Source organism: Vibrio sp. 2132-1, assembly GCF_033344315.1.
On record NZ_JAWPON010000020.1, the window covers coordinates 79,751 to 99,590 of the forward strand.

Annotated in this window: 16 protein-coding genes and 1 tRNA gene; 11 read left to right on the plus strand and 6 right to left on the minus strand. The window is 44.2% G+C overall.

Annotated features, from left to right (window positions below; translation table 11 throughout):
* Positions 1 to 198 precede the first annotated feature (198 nt).
* The 3 genes from R8N47_RS19875 to pepA form a co-directional block, all read right to left on the minus strand.
* Positions 199 to 3,057 carry a valine--tRNA ligase gene (locus R8N47_RS19875; RefSeq protein WP_213913915.1) on the minus strand — a complete coding sequence of 953 codons (2,859 nt, stop codon included), beginning with the start codon at positions 3,055 to 3,057 and terminating at the stop codon, positions 199 to 201.
* Between the two features lie 96 nt (positions 3,058 to 3,153).
* Positions 3,154 to 3,603, minus strand: a complete 450-nt coding sequence (locus R8N47_RS19880) for a DNA polymerase III subunit chi (protein WP_031777270.1) — start codon at positions 3,601 to 3,603, stop codon at positions 3,154 to 3,156.
* A gap of 115 nt (positions 3,604 to 3,718) precedes the next feature.
* The gene (gene pepA / locus R8N47_RS19885; protein WP_005381073.1) at positions 3,719 to 5,227 is read right to left on the minus strand and encodes a leucyl aminopeptidase; all 1,509 of its coding nucleotides are present in this window, start codon (positions 5,225 to 5,227) and stop codon (positions 3,719 to 3,721) included.
* A gap of 200 nt (positions 5,228 to 5,427) precedes the next feature.
* Here pepA and lptF point away from each other — a divergent pair, with 200 nt between their 5' ends.
* Entirely contained in the window at positions 5,428 to 6,528 is a 1,101-nt protein-coding gene (gene lptF, locus R8N47_RS19890; RefSeq protein WP_064354317.1) for an LPS export ABC transporter permease LptF, read from the plus strand.
* A 3-nt stretch (positions 6,529 to 6,531) separates the two neighbouring features.
* Positions 6,532 to 7,602: an LPS export ABC transporter permease LptG gene (lptG, locus tag R8N47_RS19895; protein ID WP_213913917.1), complete on the plus strand. Its 1,071-nt coding sequence runs from the start codon at positions 6,532 to 6,534 to the stop codon at positions 7,600 to 7,602.
* Between the two features lie 87 nt (positions 7,603 to 7,689).
* Here the strand turns inward: lptG and R8N47_RS19900 are convergent, their stop codons facing one another.
* On the minus strand, positions 7,690 to 8,169 hold the full coding sequence (locus R8N47_RS19900; RefSeq protein WP_005381070.1) for an RDD family protein: 480 nt from the start codon (positions 8,167 to 8,169) through the stop codon (positions 7,690 to 7,692).
* Positions 8,170 to 8,353: 184 nt separating this feature from the next.
* A complete protein-coding gene (locus R8N47_RS19905) occupies positions 8,354 to 9,622 on the minus strand; it encodes a DUF2254 domain-containing protein (RefSeq protein ID WP_053303445.1) in 1,269 nt (422 codons plus the stop codon).
* Between the two features lie 227 nt (positions 9,623 to 9,849).
* On the opposite strand from R8N47_RS19905, the gene R8N47_RS19910 reads away from it, so the two are divergent.
* Complete coding sequence (locus R8N47_RS19910; protein ID WP_042523470.1) at positions 9,850 to 10,515, plus strand: SDR family NAD(P)-dependent oxidoreductase; 666 nt, start codon at positions 9,850 to 9,852, stop codon at positions 10,513 to 10,515.
* Between the two features lie 190 nt (positions 10,516 to 10,705).
* Positions 10,706 to 10,790, plus strand: a tRNA-Leu gene (locus R8N47_RS19915).
* A 245-nt stretch (positions 10,791 to 11,035) separates the two neighbouring features.
* On the opposite strand, the gene R8N47_RS19920 is transcribed toward R8N47_RS19915, so the two are convergent.
* Positions 11,036 to 12,319 carry a carbohydrate-binding protein gene (locus R8N47_RS19920; RefSeq protein ID WP_017821842.1) on the minus strand — a complete coding sequence of 428 codons (1,284 nt, stop codon included), beginning with the start codon at positions 12,317 to 12,319 and terminating at the stop codon, positions 11,036 to 11,038.
* A 247-nt stretch (positions 12,320 to 12,566) separates the two neighbouring features.
* Here R8N47_RS19920 and R8N47_RS19925 point away from each other — a divergent pair, with 247 nt between their 5' ends.
* From R8N47_RS19925 to R8N47_RS19955, 7 genes are all read left to right on the plus strand, one after another.
* Positions 12,567 to 12,872: a PTS sugar transporter subunit IIB gene (locus tag R8N47_RS19925; protein WP_020480920.1), complete on the plus strand. Its 306-nt coding sequence runs from the start codon at positions 12,567 to 12,569 to the stop codon at positions 12,870 to 12,872.
* 87 nt (positions 12,873 to 12,959) lie between these two features.
* A complete protein-coding gene (locus R8N47_RS19930) occupies positions 12,960 to 14,294 on the plus strand; it encodes a PTS sugar transporter subunit IIC (RefSeq protein WP_318070383.1) in 1,335 nt (444 codons plus the stop codon).
* Positions 14,295 to 14,345: 51 nt separating this feature from the next.
* On the plus strand, positions 14,346 to 14,657 hold the full coding sequence (locus R8N47_RS19935) for a PTS lactose/cellobiose transporter subunit IIA (RefSeq protein WP_025767646.1): 312 nt from the start codon (positions 14,346 to 14,348) through the stop codon (positions 14,655 to 14,657).
* A 12-nt stretch (positions 14,658 to 14,669) separates the two neighbouring features.
* A complete protein-coding gene (locus tag R8N47_RS19940; RefSeq protein WP_064354316.1) occupies positions 14,670 to 15,992 on the plus strand; it encodes a 6-phospho-beta-glucosidase in 1,323 nt (440 codons plus the stop codon).
* A gap of 18 nt (positions 15,993 to 16,010) precedes the next feature.
* On the plus strand, positions 16,011 to 16,766 hold the full coding sequence (chbG, locus tag R8N47_RS19945; RefSeq protein WP_025767647.1) for a chitin disaccharide deacetylase: 756 nt from the start codon (positions 16,011 to 16,013) through the stop codon (positions 16,764 to 16,766).
* A gap of 104 nt (positions 16,767 to 16,870) precedes the next feature.
* Positions 16,871 to 17,869, plus strand: coding sequence for a LacI family DNA-binding transcriptional regulator (locus tag R8N47_RS19950; protein ID WP_064354315.1), 999 nt, complete (start codon positions 16,871 to 16,873; stop codon positions 17,867 to 17,869).
* Positions 17,870 to 17,999: 130 nt separating this feature from the next.
* The gene (locus R8N47_RS19955) at positions 18,000 to 19,253 is read left to right on the plus strand and encodes an HD-GYP domain-containing protein (protein ID WP_005381029.1); all 1,254 of its coding nucleotides are present in this window, start codon (positions 18,000 to 18,002) and stop codon (positions 19,251 to 19,253) included.
* Positions 19,254 to 19,840 lie beyond the last annotated feature (587 nt).

The window sequence follows — 19,840 nt, forward strand, 5'->3', positions numbered from 1 at the left end:
TTACTCAATCGTGTTTGTTTCGATGAGCTTATTATCGATAATAATTCTCATTAATGCTAATGGGTAATGAGTATTGTTGTGATAGGGGGAAGCTATTGATGATGGTTTTGGTGAAATGTATACAAAAAAGGTTGGCCATGATGACCAACCTTTTGAACCAAAAAGTGAGAAGTGCTAATTCTTCTCTTTCACTGAGGCTTAAAGCGCAGCGATCGTTGTCTTCTGCTCTTCTAGCTTAGCTAGCGTTTCTTTGTAGCCTTCAAGCTTCTCACGCTCTTTAGCAACAACTGCTTCAGGTGCTTTCGCTACGAAGCCTTCGTTACCTAGTTTGCCTTCGATACGCTTGATTTCGCCGTGAGTCTTCTTGATTTCGCCATCTAGACGAGCAAGCTCAGCATCTTTGTCGATCAGACCTGCCATTGGGATCATCAGCTCAGACTTGCCAACCAGTGCCGTTGCACACGCTGGAGTTTGTTCGCCAGCTTCAAGCACGCGTACTGCTTCTAGCTTCGCTAGTGACATCAGTACTTGCTTGCTTGCTTCTAGACGAGAGGCATCTTCTGCATTTGCTGCTTTCAGCATAACGTCAAGCGGCTTACCAGGGTTGATGTCGTATTCAGCACGTAGGTTACGGATGCTGGTAATGAACGCTTTCACCCATTCAATGTCGTCTAGCGCTTCTTGGTTGAAGTTTGCTTCGTCGAATTGAGGCAGTGCTTGCAGCATGATTGTCTCGCCTTCTACACCTTCAACTAATGGCTTGATGCTTTGCCAGATAGTTTCAGTGATGTAAGGAATCACTGGGTGAGCTAGACGTAGAGTCTTCTCAAGAACCGTGATTAATGTACGACGAGTACCACGCTGTTGTGCTTCAGTACCTTTCCATAGAACTGGCTTAGTAAGCTCTAGGTACCAGTCACAGAATTGGTTCCAGATGAATTCGTAAAGCGTGTTCGCAGCCATATCTAGACGGAAGTTGTCGATATGGTTGTTGAACGCTTTCGCTGCTAGTTCAAACTGAGACTCGATCCACTTGTCTGCTAGTGAGTATTCAATCTCACCACCGTTGAAGCCACAATCTTGCTCTTCTGTGTTCATCATTACGTAACGGCTTGCGTTCCATAGCTTGTTACAGAAGTTACGGTAACCCTCAAGACGCTTCATATCCCAGTTGATATCACGACCTGTCGATGCCATTGCTGCAAGAGTGAAACGCAGTGCGTCTGTACCGTATGCTTCGATACCGTTTTCAAACGTCTTACGAGTGTTCTTCTCGATCTTCTTCGCTAGTTGAGGCTGCATCATGTTGCCACAACGCTTCTCTACGAGAGACTCTAGGTCGATACCATCGATCATGTCGATTGGATCAAGGACGTTACCTTTCGACTTAGACATCTTGTCGCCGTTTTCGTCACGGATTAGACCAGTAACGTAAACTGTCTTAAATGGTACTTGTGGTTTGCCGTTTTCGTCTTTCACGAAGTGCATGGTCATCATGATCATGCGCGCAACCCAGAAGAAGATAATGTCGAAACCAGTTACTAGTACGTCTGAAGGGTGGAATACTTTCAGATCGTCAGTTTGCTCTGGCCAACCTTGAGTACCGAACGTCCATAGTGCAGAAGAGAACCATGTATCCAGTACGTCTTCGTCTTGGTGCAGTTCAATGACTGACTCTAGGTTGTTGTTCTTACGAACTTCTTCTTCAGTGCGACCTACGTAAACATTACCTTGGTTGTCGTACCAAGCTGGGATGCGGTGACCCCACCATAGCTGACGAGAGATACACCAGTCTTGAACGTCACGCATCCAAGAGAAGTACATGTTTTCGTATTGCTTAGGAACGAATTGGATGTCGCCGTTTTCTACTGCTTCAACTGCAGTTTTCGCTAGAGGCGCAGTACGCACGTACCATTGGTCAGTTAGCATTGGTTCGATAACCACGCCACCACGGTCGCCGTAAGGAACTTGTAGATCGTGATCTTTCACTTCTTCAAGTAGACCTAGCTCGTCGAATTCAGCAACGATAGCTTTACGAGCGGCAAAACGCTCCATACCGTGGTATTTAGCTGGTAGTTCAGTGCTGTAAGCTTCGCTTGCTTCGCCGTTAGTGTTGAATACTTCTGCTGAGTCGCGGATGTTCGCGTCGAAAGTCAGAATGTTGATCATTGGTAGCTGGTGGCGCTTACCTACTTCGTAGTCGTTGAAGTCGTGCGCAGGTGTGATTTTCACACAGCCAGTACCTTTTTCCATATCTGCGTGCTCATCGCCCACGATTGGGATGCGACGATCAACGATAGGAAGGATGATTTCTTTACCGATAAGATCTTTGTAACGTGGATCTTCTGGGTTAACTGCAACACCTGTATCGCCTAGCACGGTCTCTGGACGAGTCGTTGCAACAACGATGTAGTCTTTGCCATCCGCTGTTTTTGCGCCATCTGCTAGTGGGTAGCGGAAGTGCCACATGTTGCCTTTAGTGTCTTTGTTCTCTACTTCTAGATCTGAAATCGCTGTGTGTAGCTTTGGATCCCAGTTAACTAGACGCTTACCGCGGTAGATTAGATCGTCTTCGTATAGACGTACGAACACTTCTTGAACGGCGTTAGATAGACCATCGTCCATCGTGAAGCGTTCACGATCCCAGTCTACAGATGCGCCAAGACGACGAAGCTGCTTAGTGATAGTGCCGCCAGATTCGCCTTTCCATTCCCAGATTTTGTCGATGAAAGCTTCACGACCGTAATCGTGTTTTGTTTTGCCTTCTTCTGCAGCGATCTTACGCTCAACAACCATCTGAGTTGCGATACCAGCGTGGTCAGTACCTACTTGCCAAAGGGTGTTTTTACCCTTCATACGTTCACAACGGATAAGCGTATCCATGATCGTATCTTGGAACGCGTGGCCCATGTGTAGGCTACCAGTGACGTTCGGTGGCGGGATCATGATGCTGTATGATTCTTTAGTAGTGTCACCGTGTGGCTTAAAGTAGCCTTTCTCTTCCCAAGTCTGATACAGAGCTTGTTCGATTGAAGTTGGGTTGTATGTCTTTTCCATAGCGCTCTTTTAATGGATACGTTGATGGTTGAATCTTAGTCAATCTTTATAAGTGAGGGATCTTAACAAGATCGCCTTAACTATAAGGATTGACCGTTAAGGATATTGAATTTCGATCGTTTGCAGCTGGTAACCTGCTTGACGGTAAATTTTATATCTTTCTCTTGCGAGTTGTTTAGCTTTTTCTTCGCAGGGCACGAAGTCTACCACTTGAGCAAACTTGTTCGCAAAGGTTGTCTCATTTTCCGCCAAATTAATTACCAGCTGACGGTTCCAATTAGGTTTTACACCTTCATGGCCGATTTCAATGTTGGTGGCGTATTTCGGTCCCTCGCCTACGAGGTTATGTGCCATGAACTTGTCTGCATCAACTTGCCAAAAGGCTTCAGCGAGCTGCTCGGCGTGTGGTTTGTCTTGGCAGTTTAAATACACTTTAGCGCCTTGGCGAGCAAAGTGCTGAGCCAAAAACACGATGTATTCTTCAAAGCCAGCCACCGTTGCTTGCGGGCTCTCTTCGTTAATGATGTAGAAGGTTGCAGTTTGCATCATTCTCTCACTTGCCTTGGGTCTCTTCCTAAGACCATCTTAAGTCCCACTTTCATTTTAGAAAATTAGGATAATAAAAAAGGGCCTTGCGGCCCTTTTAGATGTTGTTCAGAAATTACTCTTCTGTCTCTTGGCCGCTGCGGTTCAAAAGGAATTGGACAAGCATTGAGACAGGACGGCCCGTTGAGCCTTTCGCTGCGCCTGATTTCCACGCGGTACCTGCGATATCGACGTGTGCCCAGTTGTACTTCTTCGCGAACTTAGATAAGAAGCAACCCGCAGTAATTGTGCCACCAGGGCGACCACCAATGTTTGCCATATCCGCAAACGGGCTTTTCAACTGTTCGTGGTACTCGTCTGCCATTGGTAGACGCCATGCACGGTCACTCGCTTGCTCAGAAGCGTTTACTAGCTCATGAGAAAGAGGGTTGTGGTTAGAGATTACGCCGCTGATATGGTGGCCTAGTGCGATAACACAAGCACCAGTTAGCGTTGCAACGTCAACCACGCAGTCTGGTTCGAAACGCTCTACGTAAGTCAGTGCGTCACAAAGAACAAGACGGCCTTCAGCATCCGTGTTCAGAACTTCTACAGTTTGACCAGACATGGTCGTTAGGATGTCACCTGGACGGTAAGCGTTGCTGCCAGGCATGTTTTCACAACCTGCTAGAACACCAATAACGTTGATTGGTAGGTTTAGCTTCGCCAGCGCTTTCATTGTACCGAATACCGATGCCGCACCACACATGTCGTACTTCATCTCATCCATACCTTCGCCCGGCTTTAGAGAGATACCGCCTGAGTCGAAGGTTAGACCTTTACCTACGAGCACAATCGGTTTTGCATCTGAGTCAGGGTTACCTTTGTACTCGATGATAGACATCATAGATTCGTTTTTAGAACCACGGCCTACTGCTAGGTAAGAGGTCATACCCAGTTTTTCCATCTCTTGCTCACCAATGATTTTGGTGGTTACGGTTTCGTAATCGTCCGCTAGACGACGAGCTTGAGAAGCAAGGTAAGCTGGATTAGCTACGTTTGGCGGCATGTTGCCAAGGTCTTTTGAGGCTTTGACACCTGATGCAATAGCAAGACCATGAGTGATTGCTTTTTCACCCAAGTTCAATTCACGACGCGTTGGTACGTTGAAAACAAGCTTGCGCAGTGGGCGGCGAGTCTCAGGCTTCACGCTCTTGAATTGATTAAATGTGTATAGACCATCTTTAGTCGCTTCTACAGCCTGGCGCACTTTCCAGTATGTATCACGACCCTTAACATGCAGTTCAGTTAGGAAACATACCGCTTCCATTGAGCCTGTCTCGTTAAGTGTGCTGATCGTCTTTTGAATGATTTCCTTGTACTGGCGCTCGCCAAGTTCACGCTCTTTGCCGCAACCGACAAGTAAAACGCGCTCTGACAAAACACCTGGTACTTGATGCAGTAGCAGCATCTGACCAGGTTTACCCTCTAGATCACCACGGCGAAGTAGTGAACTGATGTAACCGTCACTGATTTTATCAAGTTGTTCGGCTACTGGAGAAAGGCGACGTGGTTCAAACACACCAACAACGATACATGCGCTACGTTGTTTCTCTGGACTGCCACTTTTTACACTGAACTCCATGCGTACTCCTACATCCTGAAGACAAATTGCTCTAAATGTTAGATAATGATCGCTTACTTGTTGAATTTTAGCTCCAGGCTTACATGCAGAGCTGATTAAGCGACTAACATCTAGTTTATAATTTTTAAAAAAATAAATGGTTCAACGGGAAACTATAGTGATTCGACCAAAAAAACAAGTTTTGTATAGGTAATTTCAGCGTGATTATTGTTAGATATTTGATCCGCGAAACACTCAAGAGCCAATTTGCGATTTTTTTCGTGCTTTTTTTGGTGTTTGTAAGCCAGAAATTCATAAGTGTTCTTGCTGATGCTTCTGATGGGGATATTCCTGCTGGATTGATTTTCTCGATTGTTGGTTTGAACATGCCAGCAATGGGTCTGTTAATGCTGCCTTTAAGTCTGTATATCGGCATATTGATCACATTTGGTCGTCTGTATGCAGAGAGCGAAATTGTCGTAATGAACGCGACAGGTATTGGTAATAAATTCTTGGTTCAAGCGGCCTTATACCTAGCGTTGATTACTTCAGCGGTGGCGGCTTTCAATGCGTTGTGGCTATCGCCGTGGTCTCAAGACCGCGTTGAGCAGCTTTATGAGCAGGTAGCGTCAGAAAACAGCGTTGACCTACTTAAAAAAGGTCAGTTCCAAGGTACACCAGACGGTTCATCGGTTGTGTTCATCGATGACATTAAAGATAATACCTTGAGCAACGTTTTTGTTGCGCAGATGCGCCCTCGAGATTCAGTGTTACCGAGTGTGATGTTCTCATCTTCTGGTGAAGTAAAAGAGCTTTCGGACGGTCGTCAGATCATCACTATGAAAGAAGGTACGCGTTATGAAGGTGTGCCTACTCGCGTTGAATATATGATCACGAAATTCGATGAATACGAAGGTGTTATCGGCCAACGTGAGGTCAAAAAGAAAGGGCGAGACTGGGAAGCATACCCAACGGTTGACTTGATAGGTCACCCAGATCCAGAGGCGCAAGCGGAGCTACAATGGCGAATTTCGTTATTTGTGTGTATTCCACTCTTAACAATGCTCGTTATTCCTTTGTCTTCGGTGAATCCGCGTCAGGGACGGTTTGCCAAAATGGGGCCTGCGATTCTGATCTATCTAGCGTATTTCTTGGCGATCAGTGCAACCAAATCTGCATTAGAAGATGGTGACATCCCGGCTGCTATTGGTATGTGGCCAATCAATGCGATGTTGCTGATTGTTGCTATCATGGCGAATATGATGGACAGCGTTGCTGCTAGACGAATAAAAGACAAATTCCGCAAGAAGAGGCTCGCGTAAGCTGTGTTCAAAATCTTAGACCTTTACATCGGTAGAACCATCATCTCTACCACTGCCTTGGTTTTAGCGACGTTTGTTGGCTTATCGGGCATCATCAAATATGTAGAACAGCTACGTAAAGTAGGGCGAGGTGTGTACGACCTCACTCATGCGTTGTACTTTGTGTTACTCAGTGTGCCGCGTGATATCGAAATGTTCTTTCCAATGGCGGCATTACTCGGTGCCCTGATCGGCTTAGGTATGTTGGCTTCAAGCTCTGAGCTGGTGGTGATGCAAGCTGCTGGTTTCTCTAAGCTGGATATCGGGTTATCGGTACTAAAAACGGCCGTCCCGCTCATGATTGTCGTTATGGCGTTAGGTCAATGGGGCGCTCCTGAGGCCCAGAAGATGGCCCGTGACTTACGTGCGTTTGCGATATCAGGTGGTAGCATTGTGTCTGTGCGCTCAGGTGTGTGGGCTCGTGACGCAAACGACTTTATCTTTATAGGTAAAGTCGAAGACGACAAGCTTTATGCTTTAAATATGTGGCGTTTTGATGATGATAAGAATCTACAAAAAGTTATTTTCGCCGAAGAAGTCGACTACCAACAAGATAACAACTGGCTGATGCGCTACGTACAAATTACGGACATGGAAAATGAAAACGTAATTTCAAAGCAAGACATCGAACAGATGGAGTGGCACACCTCTTTGGCACCAGATAAGCTAGCTGTGGTGACCGTGAAGCCAGAAGAACTGTCACTGAGCGGTTTGTATGATTATGTGACTTACCTAAAAGCATCGGAACAAGATGCATCTCGCTATGAGTTGGCGTTTTGGCGTAAGTTGATTCAGCCGCTTTCAATTGCTGTGATGATGTTAATGGCGCTATCTTTTGTTTTCGGTCCACTCAGAAGCGTGACCATGGGGGCAAGGGTATTGTCGGGCGTGGTTGCCGGGTTTACTTTTTACATATCCAGTGAGTTCTTTGGCCCATTAAGCTTGGTGTATGGCATATCCCCAGTGTTTGGTGCTTTGGCCCCGAGTTTGGTGTTCTTAGCTATTGCGATTGCACTGCTACGAAGAAAGCTATAACTGAAGCATCATCGAATAAACCAAGTTTTACCGAACCAAATGTAAAAGGAAGGCATTACGCCTTCCTTTTTTGTGTTCCTAGACAAGTTAGTTTGCCTTCGGTAATACAACAACCTCTGTTTTGGCCCAAATGTCGTGGAAACCACGTTTCTTCGGATCAATCGGTACAGTCAGATTTGCCAAGCCAAAGCCAGATGTCGAAATACGAATTAGAGCTTGAGTTACCGTAATTGGTGCACCGTCTTTGGCATTGCGAACTCGAAGCTTCCAAGCGCGCATCCCAAGAGTTTGTCCTGCTCGCGTCCAGAAGAACACAAAGAAATATATCCACACACCCGCAAGATAAAGTGTAAATAGAGGGCTCAATACAGGGTGCTTTCCGAGCATATCTGCGGCATCAGCGTACTCGCCATAGCTCAACAATCCTGCTGCATTTAGTGCAAACACAACGGCCATAACAATACCAGCGGCCATCATTTCAATTGCGATAATAATCAATGTGTCGTAAATCAACGCTGCAAGTCGACGAAAGAGACCAGCAGGTGGAAGAGTTGTAGACGTTGTCATTATTCCATCACTTACCTTAAAAATTGTGCGTCAGAATATAGATTCCCTCACTAAGAGAAAAGAGACCTAACGCACAGAGTCTTTAATTGTGTATAAACGAAGAGACTTTTCTGCCCTACGTTATCAGCACATGTCATGATACACGAGGCCGTGCAGCAATATGTTTCAACTGAATTCGACTCTCTTAACCATTGGCTTTTTGGTCTGTGACCAGATTAGATAGCTGAGAGAGTTGGTGTTTCTCATCTTCGGTATAATGTTGGCTTAATGAAAGCTCTAAAGCTTTTTCTGACAGCTTGATTGCTGGTGACAAAAATAACTTAGGGTGCATACTAGAGAGAGCTAGCAAGGCCTTTTGTAGGCGAATCTGTATTTGGAGTTGCGCTGCACCATCGTGTGCTATCGGCAAAAAGACATCATCAAACAAATCCTGGTAGCTCAATGCGGGCACAAATAGTCTAGGATATCGAGTTTTGGCTGGCGGCTCACTGAGTAGGTCTCCCCATAATGAAAGTGCTCGTACAGAACGCCCAAGAACGTCAATCGCGGTGCCATTATCATTTACAGCCGGAGATAGTGCTCGTGAGGCGATTTCCGCCATAACGACTAAACCAAAGCGAGGGTCCTGATCATATGAACGCTCCGTTCGAATCGTGAAGGCTGCCGTTACTTCGCTTTCGTCTGGCAATTCTCCACAAACCCAAGCCAATGGTTGACCTACGTACACAAAACTTCCCGGTTGTCGCTCAAGGTAGATGGTGCATTGGTTTGCTTCAGCAATACTATCGAGATGATGCATATCAACATGCTGTAAGTAGCCAATTTCTTGGCTCAAAATAGGTTTACTTCCTCTGGGTTTATGTTCTGGGTGGCTCCACGGGTGAGCACCTAGCCAGCGCTCTTTACCCCGTTTTCTTATCGCATCTAACAAGGCTTGCTCTACGTATGAAGTGGTTTCACTGACCCTTCCTAGTACGGAAAGGTGCTGAATCCAACGTAACAGAGTGAGTATGATCATCACGATTACGGCGATAGTCACGATGAATAGATAAATTTGTGCTTGTTGATGATAGGCCCCAATACCTAGCGCGATAATTCCTACCAAACTAAATAGAAAAGAGCCAAGAAAGGTTGCTAAGGCATTTTGTGTTGTGCTGTCTTCCATCAACAGTTTTGTCGCTCGCGGCGTTACCCCTGCACTAGCGGCACTGTACGCTGAGACCATAATATTGAGAGAGAATGTAGTCACTGCAAGCATGGAGGTTGCGAGGATATTTAATATGTTGTTCAACAAATCCTTGCTGACGTTGATGGCAGGGGGCAGAGTAATGAACTGGTTTAAAACAATCGACATTAAGGCGGTAGCAACAGCTAGTAATGCGTAGAGTGACGTCCGGACCCACAGTTTTCGTGTCATCTGTTTCAGTAACCACTGCCATTTTGACCCAGTCATTCTTTGCTCCTATTCAGTTCTCACTAGAAAGTCGATAGAAAATTCAGAAAGTTATTCTTGCTTAAGCATAGGTTAAATGCCCGTCGTTCTGCTTGATATTTCATGCATCACGAAAGTAAGAAAGCTGCTTGCTTCAAAGAATGGTGCTCTTGAGGTGTGAATTACCACGATTCTGTTACCTTAATTGATAGATGAATTAAAAGTATGTGATTGAAAAGAGGTAGCGCATGATTGTAATTACAGGTGCAAGTAGCGGCTTAGGGGCGGAACTAGCAAAGCGTTATGATGCGGAAGGCAAAGAGACGTATGTAATAGGAAGAAATACAGAAAAACTATCCGCACTAGCAAAACAACTCTCTCATAACGTCGGCTATCAAGCTTGCAACCTCTCATTACATCAAGGTGTGAAACAGCTCTTTGATGGGATGAAACAGCCGCCTGAAATGGTCATTCATAGTGCAGGAAGTGGTTATTTTGGCTTACTGGAAGAGCAGGAGCCGAAAGAGATTCAAAAGTTGATTGATAACAACCTGAATTCTGCGATTCATGTGTTAAGAGAGTTAGTAAAGCGTTACAAAGATCATCCAATAAAAGTGGTCATGATCATGTCCACAGCCGCGCAACAACCTAAAGCGCAAGAGTCTACGTATTGTGCAGTGAAATGGGCCGTCAAAGGATTAATTGAGTCGGTTCGTTTGGAGCTAAAAGGAAAACCTATGAAAATTATCGCGGTTTATCCTGGTGGAATGGATACGGAATTCTGGAAAACAAGCGGCAATACGATGGACACGAGTTACTTCATGCAAGCAGAAGATGCCGCAGAGATGCTCCATAATGCGTTGTCGAGCATTGGGAATGGTTATGTTTCTGATATTACAGTGAATAGAATTTAAAAAGAGTTTCGTATACTCACTTTCATCTGGAAGAGTAGTAGAAAATGGAGCGTACGTTTCTTATGAGTACAGCTTTGTCACACTTTGTGGCGAAATTATCAGCAAACGATAGTTATTTAAGGTATTTCTGCTTGCGCAGGTCAAAAGCTTACGTATAATGCCAACCATCAAAGGGCAATAGCCCAAAGATGCCGGTGTGGTGAAATTGGTATACACGACGGATTCAAAATCCGTTGCCTTCGGGCGTGGCGGTTCAAGTCCGCCCACCGGTACCATATTAGAAAGGTCGCTTTTATAGCGGCCTTTCGTCGTTTTAGGTGTTCGTAAATATCAAAAGAAAGTTAGCGTTGCCTTCCCGGTGGCGTCAGGAGTGCCTGCCAGTCAAGTCACTCGTAGGTACCATATTTTAAGACAGAGCCTCGATGGAAGTCGGGGCTTTGTTGTATCTGGATCTTCAAAACAAAAAAAGCGCGAGGGGTATGCCTCGCGCAAACTACTACATGGTGATAGTAAGAACAGCCTATAGAGCTGTGAACAAGGTATTTTGAGTGTTCGGAGTCCAGTCTGCTTGGGACACGTGCGGTACATCAACTAGATAACGCAAACCTTGATAAGTGACCACATCACCTTGTTTATAGGAAACATTCTGAGTCCAGTTAGTGGCTGGGTCTGCATTTGTCCAGAGGCTAGAGGTTGGAGACGGTGCCCAATCTTGTTGTGCAGTATGGTTTGTTACAGCCTGGTATACAGTACCTAGGTGTAAGACGTAATCGCCAGCGTCGTAGTTATGACCAACTTGCCAGTTCGGTGTGTAGTTATCCATTGTGTCGAAGTCATAACCCGCTTGTTTTGCTAACTGTATAAACTTAGCGAGCTTAGGTAAGTTTTGCGTTGCCCCCATGCCACGCTTACCATCTTCAAATAGGAACTCGTGAGTTAAAACGATAACTTTATCGGCGTGTAAAGGTGTACCACATGGGAACTCTTGAGCTTTGGAGTTGATCGGGTTAATCGTTGTTGGTGCACAAGTGTTTAACGCGGAATCCACATATCCAAGAAATGCTTCTGCTTCTGTAAGGCTGTTTGCTGGCATTTCAATGCCCCAATTTTCAGGTGCCCAGTCCACATCCCAACCGTGAGTTTGATAGCCGTTATTCGCTAGGATATTTTGAACCTCGATAGCTGCTTTTACACTGTTGGATGGGTTGGATGTATCGCATACATATCCTGGTTCCCAAGGTTTCAGGTCATCAGACGTGGCACATAACCCATCTGCTTTGAAGTCTTTCGTCACGCGCCAACCGTTGGTGTAGGGCAGTCTAGCAAACTCTGTTGCCTTGTAGTTCGGGTAGCTTGTAATGTTCGGCAAATACTTTGCTAACACAGATAAGTTTTCCGTAAACATTGAGGCATCGTAAACAGGGTCTTGATACGAGTTAAGCTGGTGGTCCCCGGTCGCATTACACTCCGCAGCACTGTTCGGTCCAAACTCATCAACGCAATTATGAACCATATGATCGTAACTATGGTTCGCGACAATATGACCAGTGTCTAATGCGAGCTTTAAGGCTTCTAGCGAACGGTCTTCATTCTCATCACCAATTCCATCTAAATGCCAAGCATTAAAGTAAAACGTCGCTTTGATATCTTCCTGGTTAAGTACTTGAATAACGTCAATAGATGCATTGATTGGTCCATCATCAAACGTTAGATAAATGGTGCCTTTAGAGTCGGTTTGAGCAAATGAGTGCTGTGATAGTGCGGCACTTACAAGCGCTGCAATAGCCAATTTATTAAATTTCATTCTCTATTCCTTTTAAGAAATTAATAACGACGTTGTCAGTAGTAAAATATTGATAATTTGAAACTTAATGTGATGTCTTAAATTATTTTATGACTTTTATCCTAGACCTAAATAATTACAAAAAAATAGGTGGTATTTTCTAAATTGGGATTGTGTTCACGAATAATGCAACCGGTTGCGCTTTTTTGTCTTGGTTATTTTTGCTACAGTTTTTACAGGTTGAAATTTACACAACGGGAGTAAGGCTATGAAAAAGATCCTTTTATGCTGTAGCGCAGGGATGTCAACCAGTATGCTTGTTAAGAAAATGGAGCAAGCTGCTGAAAATAAAGGAATTGAGTGCAAAATTGATGCAATGTCAGTGAATGCGTTTGAAGATGTAATTAAAGAGTACGATGTTTGTCTTCTCGGGCCTCAAGTACGTTTTCAGCTAGAAGAGCTAAGAAAAACGGCGCAAGAGCATGGTAAAAACATTGATGCTATTTCTCCTCAGCATTATGGAATGATGAAGGGAGAAGAAGTACTAGAGCAAGCATTAGAATTAATTAACTAAACTATAGTTTTAAATTAAAAAGATAACTGTACATCAAATATAAATATTTGATGCGGGATTCTTTTGCCTAAAATAAGGATGGATTCTATGAAGCTTTATGACGCAATTATAGGCGCAGTCGAAAAGCATATAGCCCCTATAGCAGCTAAAGTGGGGAATCAGCCCCATGTTCGCGCAATGAGAGACGGTTTTATTGTCGCAATGCCGTTTATTATTGTCGGTAGTTTCATTTTGATTTTTGCATTCCCCCCATTTGCCGAAGATACAACCTTTACTTTTGGTCGAATTTGGCTCGATTTCGCCACTACACATTTTGATACCATAATGATGCCCTACAACATGTCGATGGGGATCATGACCATTTTTGTTTCGCTGGGCGTTGCTTATAGTTTAGCGAAGGCTTACAAGATGGATGGGATCACGAGTGCTGTATTGTCACTAATGTCTTTTTTACTCATTGCGGCCCCAGCTAAAGATGGCGCGTTGTCTATGTCTCACATGGGCGGAACCGGGATCTTCACCGCAGTGATGTGTGCATTTTTCTCGGTGGAGCTCTACCGTTTTATGAAAAAGCACAATATTACGATTCGCATGCCAGAGCAGGTGCCACCGGCGATTGCGCGATCATTTGAAGTATTGCTACCAGTCTTAGCGATATTCATTACCTTATATCCACTTAGCCTTTTCGTACAAACCCAGTACGACATGCTGATTCCAGATGCTGTTATGGCTATCTTTAAACCGCTAATTAGTGCGTCTAACTCATTGCCTGCCATTATTGGCGCTTTATTGCTTTGCCAGCTGCTTTGGTTTGCGGGTATTCATGGTGCTGCAATTGTTGTTGGACTGCTTTCTCCAATCTTTTTGACCAACATTGGTGCCAACATTGAAGCCTTTGTTGCAGGTGAACCGATTCCAAATGTATTTACTCAACCGTTCTGGGATTTTTACATCTTTATTGGCGGCTCTGGTGCAACACTTGCTCTTGTTATGCTGATGTCGTTTAGCCGTTCTGTTCACCTTAAGAGCATTGGTCGAATGAGTTCGGTGCCTGGCTTTTTCCAAATCAACGAACCAGTGATCTTCGGTAGCCCAGTTGTGATGAACCCGACCTTGTTTATCCCGTTCGTCTTCGCTCCAGTCATCAACGCTACGATTGCGTATTTTGCTGTGCATGTCGGCTTTGTGGGTATGGGTGTCGCTACAACACCTTGGACAACACCGGCACTGATAGGTGCTTCGTGGGGTAGCGGTTGGACCTCTGCGCCAGTATTGCTCGTCATTGGTTTATTAATTCTTGATCTAATCATCTACTTCCCATTCTTCAAAATGTTTGAGAAGCAAATGTTGGAGCAAGAACTACCAACGACGAAGGAAACTAAAGGTGATACGCAGCCGTCAGGCGAAGGCGTTACTGCTTAACTGTGCTTAATGGGCCGCAATTACCGCGGCCCGATTTTCGGAGAGAAAATGATGGAACAAGAATTGGTTGTAATGGAGATCATTTGCAATGCTGGTGAAGCCAGAAGTTTAAGCTACGAGGCATTGCGTTTATCTCGAGAACAAGATTTTGAAGCGGCTGATGAGAGGCTCTCTCAAGCAAGAGAGTGCATTAATAAAGCCCACTTAATACAGACTCAGCTTATTGAAGAAGATCAGGGAGAAGGGAAAGTCCCGATGACGTTAGTGATGGTGCATGCTCAAGATCACCTGATGACTACGATTTTGGCTCAAGAGATGGCTGTAGAAATCGTCGCACTGAACAAAAAAATCTCGAACAAATAAAGGGGGATGAAAATGTCTAGAGAGGCGATCAAACTTGCCATTATTGGCGGTGGTAGTAGCTATACCCCGGAATTGGTTGAAGGGGTTATTAAGCGCTTAGAATATTTACCCGTTAAGAAAATCCATTTTGTGGACATTGAGTCAGGAGCTGAGAAGCTTGAGATCATCAAAGGATTGGCTCAGCGAATGGTCGATAAAGCCGGAGCAAAAATTGAGATAAAAGCCGGTTTCGATCGCCGTGCTGCGATAAAAGATGCGGATTTTGTGATGACGCAGTTTCGTGTTGGTGGCCTTGCTGCACGCGCTAACGATGAGCGAATCCCAATCAAGTACGACGTCATCGGCCAAGAAACAACGGGCCCTGGTGGTTTTGCTAAAGCACTGCGAACCATTCCGGTCATTCTTGATATCTGTAAAGACATTGAAGAGTTGGCTCCAAACGCATGGATGCTCAATTTCACCAACCCAGCGGGTTTAGTTTCCGAAGCGGTCAGTAAGTACACCAAAGTAAAGAGTATTGGTTTATGCAATGTGCCCGTTTCAATGGAAATGATGATTGCAGAAATGATGGAGTGCGAGCCAAAAGAGCTGCAACTTGAGTTTGCTGGGTTAAACCATCTCGTGTGGGTACACAAAGCATGGTTCAATGGGGAAGATATTACTCAAACGGTATTAGAGAAAGTCGGTGATGGTGCCAACTTCAGTATGAAGAATATCTGGGAAGAGCCGTGGGATCCGGCATTTCTAAAAGCACTGGGGGCGATACCATGTCCTTATCATCGTTACTTCTACCAAACTGATGCCATGCTTGCTGAAGAGAAACAAAGTGCCGATGAAAAAGGCACTCGTGCTGAGCAGGTAATGGAAACAGAAAATGCGCTATTTAAGCTCTATCAAGATCCTACCCTCGATCATAAGCCGAAAGAGTTAGAGGAGCGGGGTGGTGCTTATTATTCTGATGCATCACTGAACCTAGTTGATTCAATTTATAACAATCGTAATAGTATTCATGTTGTTAACGTTTTAAATAATGGAGCGATCAACGGCCTACCTGACGATGCTGTGATTGAATGTAGTGCCGTGATTGGTAGCTGGGGGGCGAAACCTCTTGCGGTTGGCGAGTTGTCAAACAATATCAAAGGATTACTCCATCAAGTTAAAGCGTATGAGCAGCTAACAATAGAAGCTGCTGTCGAAGGTAATTATGACAAGGCGCTTATGGCATTAACCAATAACCCATTGGTGCCTGACATTGGCCGCGCCAAGTCAATCCTGGATGATATTCTGGCGGTGAACGCTCCGTATTTACCTCAATTTAAACTAACGACGTTGTAAGACTAAGGAAGGGCGCCGATGAAAGTCATTTTTAATGCTGATGATTTTGGTTTAACGAGAGGTGTAAATAGCGGCATCGTTAAAGCTCATCAGCAAGGTGTGGTTCATTCAACCACCATGATGGTGGGTATGGATGCTGAGCAACATGCCTTAGAACTAGCTCGCCATAATCCAGACTTGAAAATTGGCGTTCATCTTAGGTTTACAGCAGGTGTGCCTATAACGAAGCATCCTAACTTGACCAACGGCCGAGCGCACTTTATCAATTATGACGAACTTTGGAGTAAGCAGGACTTCGAAACTCAGGTCGTTTATGATGAAGCAAAAGCTCAGGTGGAACATTTTCTATCGCTTGGGTTAGAGCTAAGCCACTTAGATAGCCATCATCACGCGCATACTCACCCTCAAATTTTGCCCGTTATTAAAGAAGTAGCGAATGAATACCGAGTGCCACTGCGGGGCAGTGGCTTGTGTCAAGAATCGATGACAATCAGGTATATCTTTACTGATGAGTTTTATGATCAAAAAGTGAGCTTGGATGGCTTAATGGCACATCTATTGAGCTTAAAAGCTGACTATGACTTGGTTGAGGTGATGTGCCACCCGGCAGAGGCCGATCAGGCGCTTATCTTAAAGAGTGGCTATGCGCTTCAGCGAGAGCTAGAGTTACAAGTTCTTACCTCTCCCATTTTAAAAGAACAGTTAGCTCATCATGGTATAACTGTTACGGATTACTCTGAGCTTGTTTCTACCAATCAAATGGTCGGTGTATGATTAAAGGCTGCCAGCTTCGCCCCCTATAGCACCTTACGAATTGCTGGCAGCCGTTCTACACAAACGAATATTTAATAACAATTGCAGTTGGACCCAATAGCATTATGGCAAGGATTAAAGATGTAGCCGAACTCGCCGGTGTAAATCGCTCTACCGTTTCTCGAATTATTAATGGAGAGGGGAAATTTCGCGAGGAAACTCGAAAAAAAGTAGAGCAAGCTATGGCGCAATTGAATTATCGTCCTAGTGCAATTGCTCGTTCACTCGCAACCTCATCCAGTAATATGGTTGGGTTATTGGTGACTTACTATACGGGGGGCTTCTTTGGCGAGATGATGGAGCAGGTTCAGACCGAGCTGGATATTCATAAGAAGTTTTTGATTACAGCTCAAGGCCATCATTCTGCACAAGGTGAAAAAGAGGCAATTCAGCGTTTTAATGATTTACGTTGTGACGGCTATGTACTTCATAGTCGTTATTTGTCAGATGATGACTTACGTGAATTAGCTAAACAGCCAACACCTTTCGTTCTCCTGGATCGCTACGTGGAAGGAATAGAAGAGCGTTGTGTTACCTTTAACCATCATCATGCAAGCCGTATTGCCGTTGAGCACCTTTTAGCTGGTGGTCATCGAAAGATTGCTTGTATTGCCGGTCCATCCCAACGTCATAACAGTGTATTGAGAAAGCTTGGGTATATTGATGCAATGAAGGATGCTGGTATAGATATTGATGAAAGCTGGTGTGAAGAAGGGAATTATGGCCGGCAAAGTGGTTATGATGCAATGGCTGCAATTTTACAACGACACCCTGATGTGACGGCTGTCTTTTCATGCAGTGAAGAAATGACGGTTGGCGCAATGCAATACTTACACGAGCACAGTATTTCTGTACCAGAGCAAATCTCATTAACTAGCTTTGACAGTGTTGATCTTTGTGAAAGTCTTTACCCTACAGTATCAGCAGTGCACTTTCCTATCAGTGACATGGCCCGTGTAGCGGTACAAACGTTAATGGGGCTAGTCAAAGAGCAAGAAGTAATAGACAAGCCAGTGTTCGAGGCCAAGCTTAAAATACGCAAAGCAGATCGCTCCTTAAAGTAGCTTACTTCTATCTAATTAAGTGAGTCGCTTAGAAATAACGGTTTGATGTTTTGCTAGTTACTGATGAATTTATTCACAAAATTTACTAGTATTCTAACTCTCTTAAGAAATATAAATCAGTAGTGAATAAGTGGCAGCCATTAAACTAACGGTCGACCGTATTCAACCCGGATTACATATCCGTCTTCCGCTAAAGTGGAACGATCACCCCTTTCTACTCAATAGCTTTAAGATTAAAGACCAAGAGCAAGTCGAGATGATCCGCCACCTCGGAGTAAAGTTCGTTTACTTTAATCCAGAGCAAAGCGATGCCGTTCCACTCCCTGTTGATCAAAGACAAGCTGACAGAGTAACAAATGAAGCGTCGTTAGATCATGAAACTCAAAAAATGTGGCAAGAAAAACAGAACCGCATAGAAAAGTTAAGTGCATACCGTCGACGCGTGATTCAGTGTGAAAAAGAGTTTGAGCGCTCTCTGGCACGTATGCGTTCAGTCATGACTAAAATCCGTAACCGTCCGACAGCAGCAGTTGATGAAGCAAAGCTTCTTATTGAAGATATCGTCGAGAAGTTAATGTGCGATGATAATGTTACGTTACATCTGATGAACGGAAAAAATGAGTTTGAAGATATTTATTTCCACTCATTGAACGTGGCTGTTATCTCGATGATGATTGGCCGTGCTAAAGGGTACTCAGCAGCACAGTTGAAAGAGCTTTCCTTCTCCGCACTATTCCATGATATCGGGAAAATAAAAATCCCGACTGCAATATTAAGAAAGCAACTACCTCTAACAGAGCCAGAAACCAACTACTTAAAGTTGCACACTAAATATGGCGTCGATCTTGCGAGTCAAATCGAGGCTTTTCCCGAAGTCGCGAGAATTGTGATCGCGCAGCACCATGAGCTAAGAGATGGGTCTGGTTATCCTAAAGGCCTGAAAGGAGATGAGATCAACGAGTTTGCTCAAATTATTGCTGTAGCCAATGCGTTTGATAACTTGTGTCATACACCGATAGTCTCAGATCAAAAGATTCCTTATACCGCACTCTCTCATTTATATAAGAACTGTAAACACCTATATAAAGAAGAGAACCTGAACATCCTAATTAAGTTTATGGGCGTGTTTCCTCCGGGTACCGTAGTTCAGCTTTCTAATAATATGGTCGGCCTGGTTATCTCAGTGAATGCATCGCATTTATTATTCCCGAATGTCTTGGTTTACGATCCATCAGTACCACGGACTCAAGCGCCAATCATTGATCTTGCCTCAAAAGATATAAAGATAGTTAACGCGATTCATCCGTCAAAATTACCGGATAAAGTAAAAGAGTATCTAAATCCGCGTTCGCGTATTTCTTATTTCTTTGATAGTGATGAGTAGTTATCCACAGCTTTTTGTGGGTAAATTGTATAAATCCTGAGTGTTATTTCTGGGTAATTTTAGAGTTGGATGGAAAGTATCCATTTGGCATGTTTTTTTAGAAAAAATGCATTTTTAGTATTGCCAAAGAAAATCTTCTCCCTATAATGCGCATCCATCGACACAGCAGACGTCACAAGGCTTCAGCAGGGTCGAAGAGGTAAAAAGCTTCTACAAAAAATTAGTTTAAAAAAGTGTTTGACACTAACAACTAAATCGCTAGAATGCACCTCCGCTTTGAGAGAAAAACTTCTCGCAAAGCAAGCTCTTTAACAATATAGACCTATCAATCTGTGTGGGCACTCGTTGATGATAATCCAATTAGATATTTCTTTCTTAACGGAAAGCGGTATCAAATTAGGTTTCAATGAAACGAAGTGACCATTCGAATTGGGAAGCAGCCTTGAGCTGTTTTGTTTTACTTTTTCAAAAGTAAAAACCAATAAGAGCACAGTCAATTCAAACATTACTTTATGTAATGTTCAGTATTCATTGAGCCGAACAAAATCTTAAATTGAAGAGTTTGATCATGGCTCAGATTGAACGCT

Coding starts and splice junctions, on each gene's coding strand:
- pepA (WP_005381073.1), bottom strand. CDS start 5,227: ATGGAGTTCAGTGTAAAAAGTGGCAGTCCAGAGAAACAACGTAGCGCA.
- R8N47_RS19910 (WP_042523470.1), top strand. CDS start 9,850: ATGATTGTAATTACAGGTGCAAGTAGCGGCTTAGGGGCGGAACTAGCA.
- R8N47_RS19875 (WP_213913915.1), bottom strand. CDS start 3,057: ATGGAAAAGACATACAACCCAACTTCAATCGAACAAGCTCTGTATCAG.
- R8N47_RS19920 (WP_017821842.1), bottom strand. CDS start 12,319: ATGAAATTTAATAAATTGGCTATTGCAGCGCTTGTAAGTGCCGCACTA.
- chbG (WP_025767647.1), top strand. CDS start 16,011: ATGAAAGTCATTTTTAATGCTGATGATTTTGGTTTAACGAGAGGTGTA.
- R8N47_RS19880 (WP_031777270.1), bottom strand. CDS start 3,603: ATGCAAACTGCAACCTTCTACATCATTAACGAAGAGAGCCCGCAAGCA.
- R8N47_RS19950 (WP_064354315.1), top strand. CDS start 16,871: ATGGCAAGGATTAAAGATGTAGCCGAACTCGCCGGTGTAAATCGCTCT.
- R8N47_RS19940 (WP_064354316.1), top strand. CDS start 14,670: ATGTCTAGAGAGGCGATCAAACTTGCCATTATTGGCGGTGGTAGTAGC.
- R8N47_RS19900 (WP_005381070.1), bottom strand. CDS start 8,169: ATGACAACGTCTACAACTCTTCCACCTGCTGGTCTCTTTCGTCGACTT.
- R8N47_RS19905 (WP_053303445.1), bottom strand. CDS start 9,622: ATGACTGGGTCAAAATGGCAGTGGTTACTGAAACAGATGACACGAAAA.
- R8N47_RS19935 (WP_025767646.1), top strand. CDS start 14,346: ATGGAACAAGAATTGGTTGTAATGGAGATCATTTGCAATGCTGGTGAA.
- R8N47_RS19925 (WP_020480920.1), top strand. CDS start 12,567: ATGAAAAAGATCCTTTTATGCTGTAGCGCAGGGATGTCAACCAGTATG.
- R8N47_RS19930 (WP_318070383.1), top strand. CDS start 12,960: ATGAAGCTTTATGACGCAATTATAGGCGCAGTCGAAAAGCATATAGCC.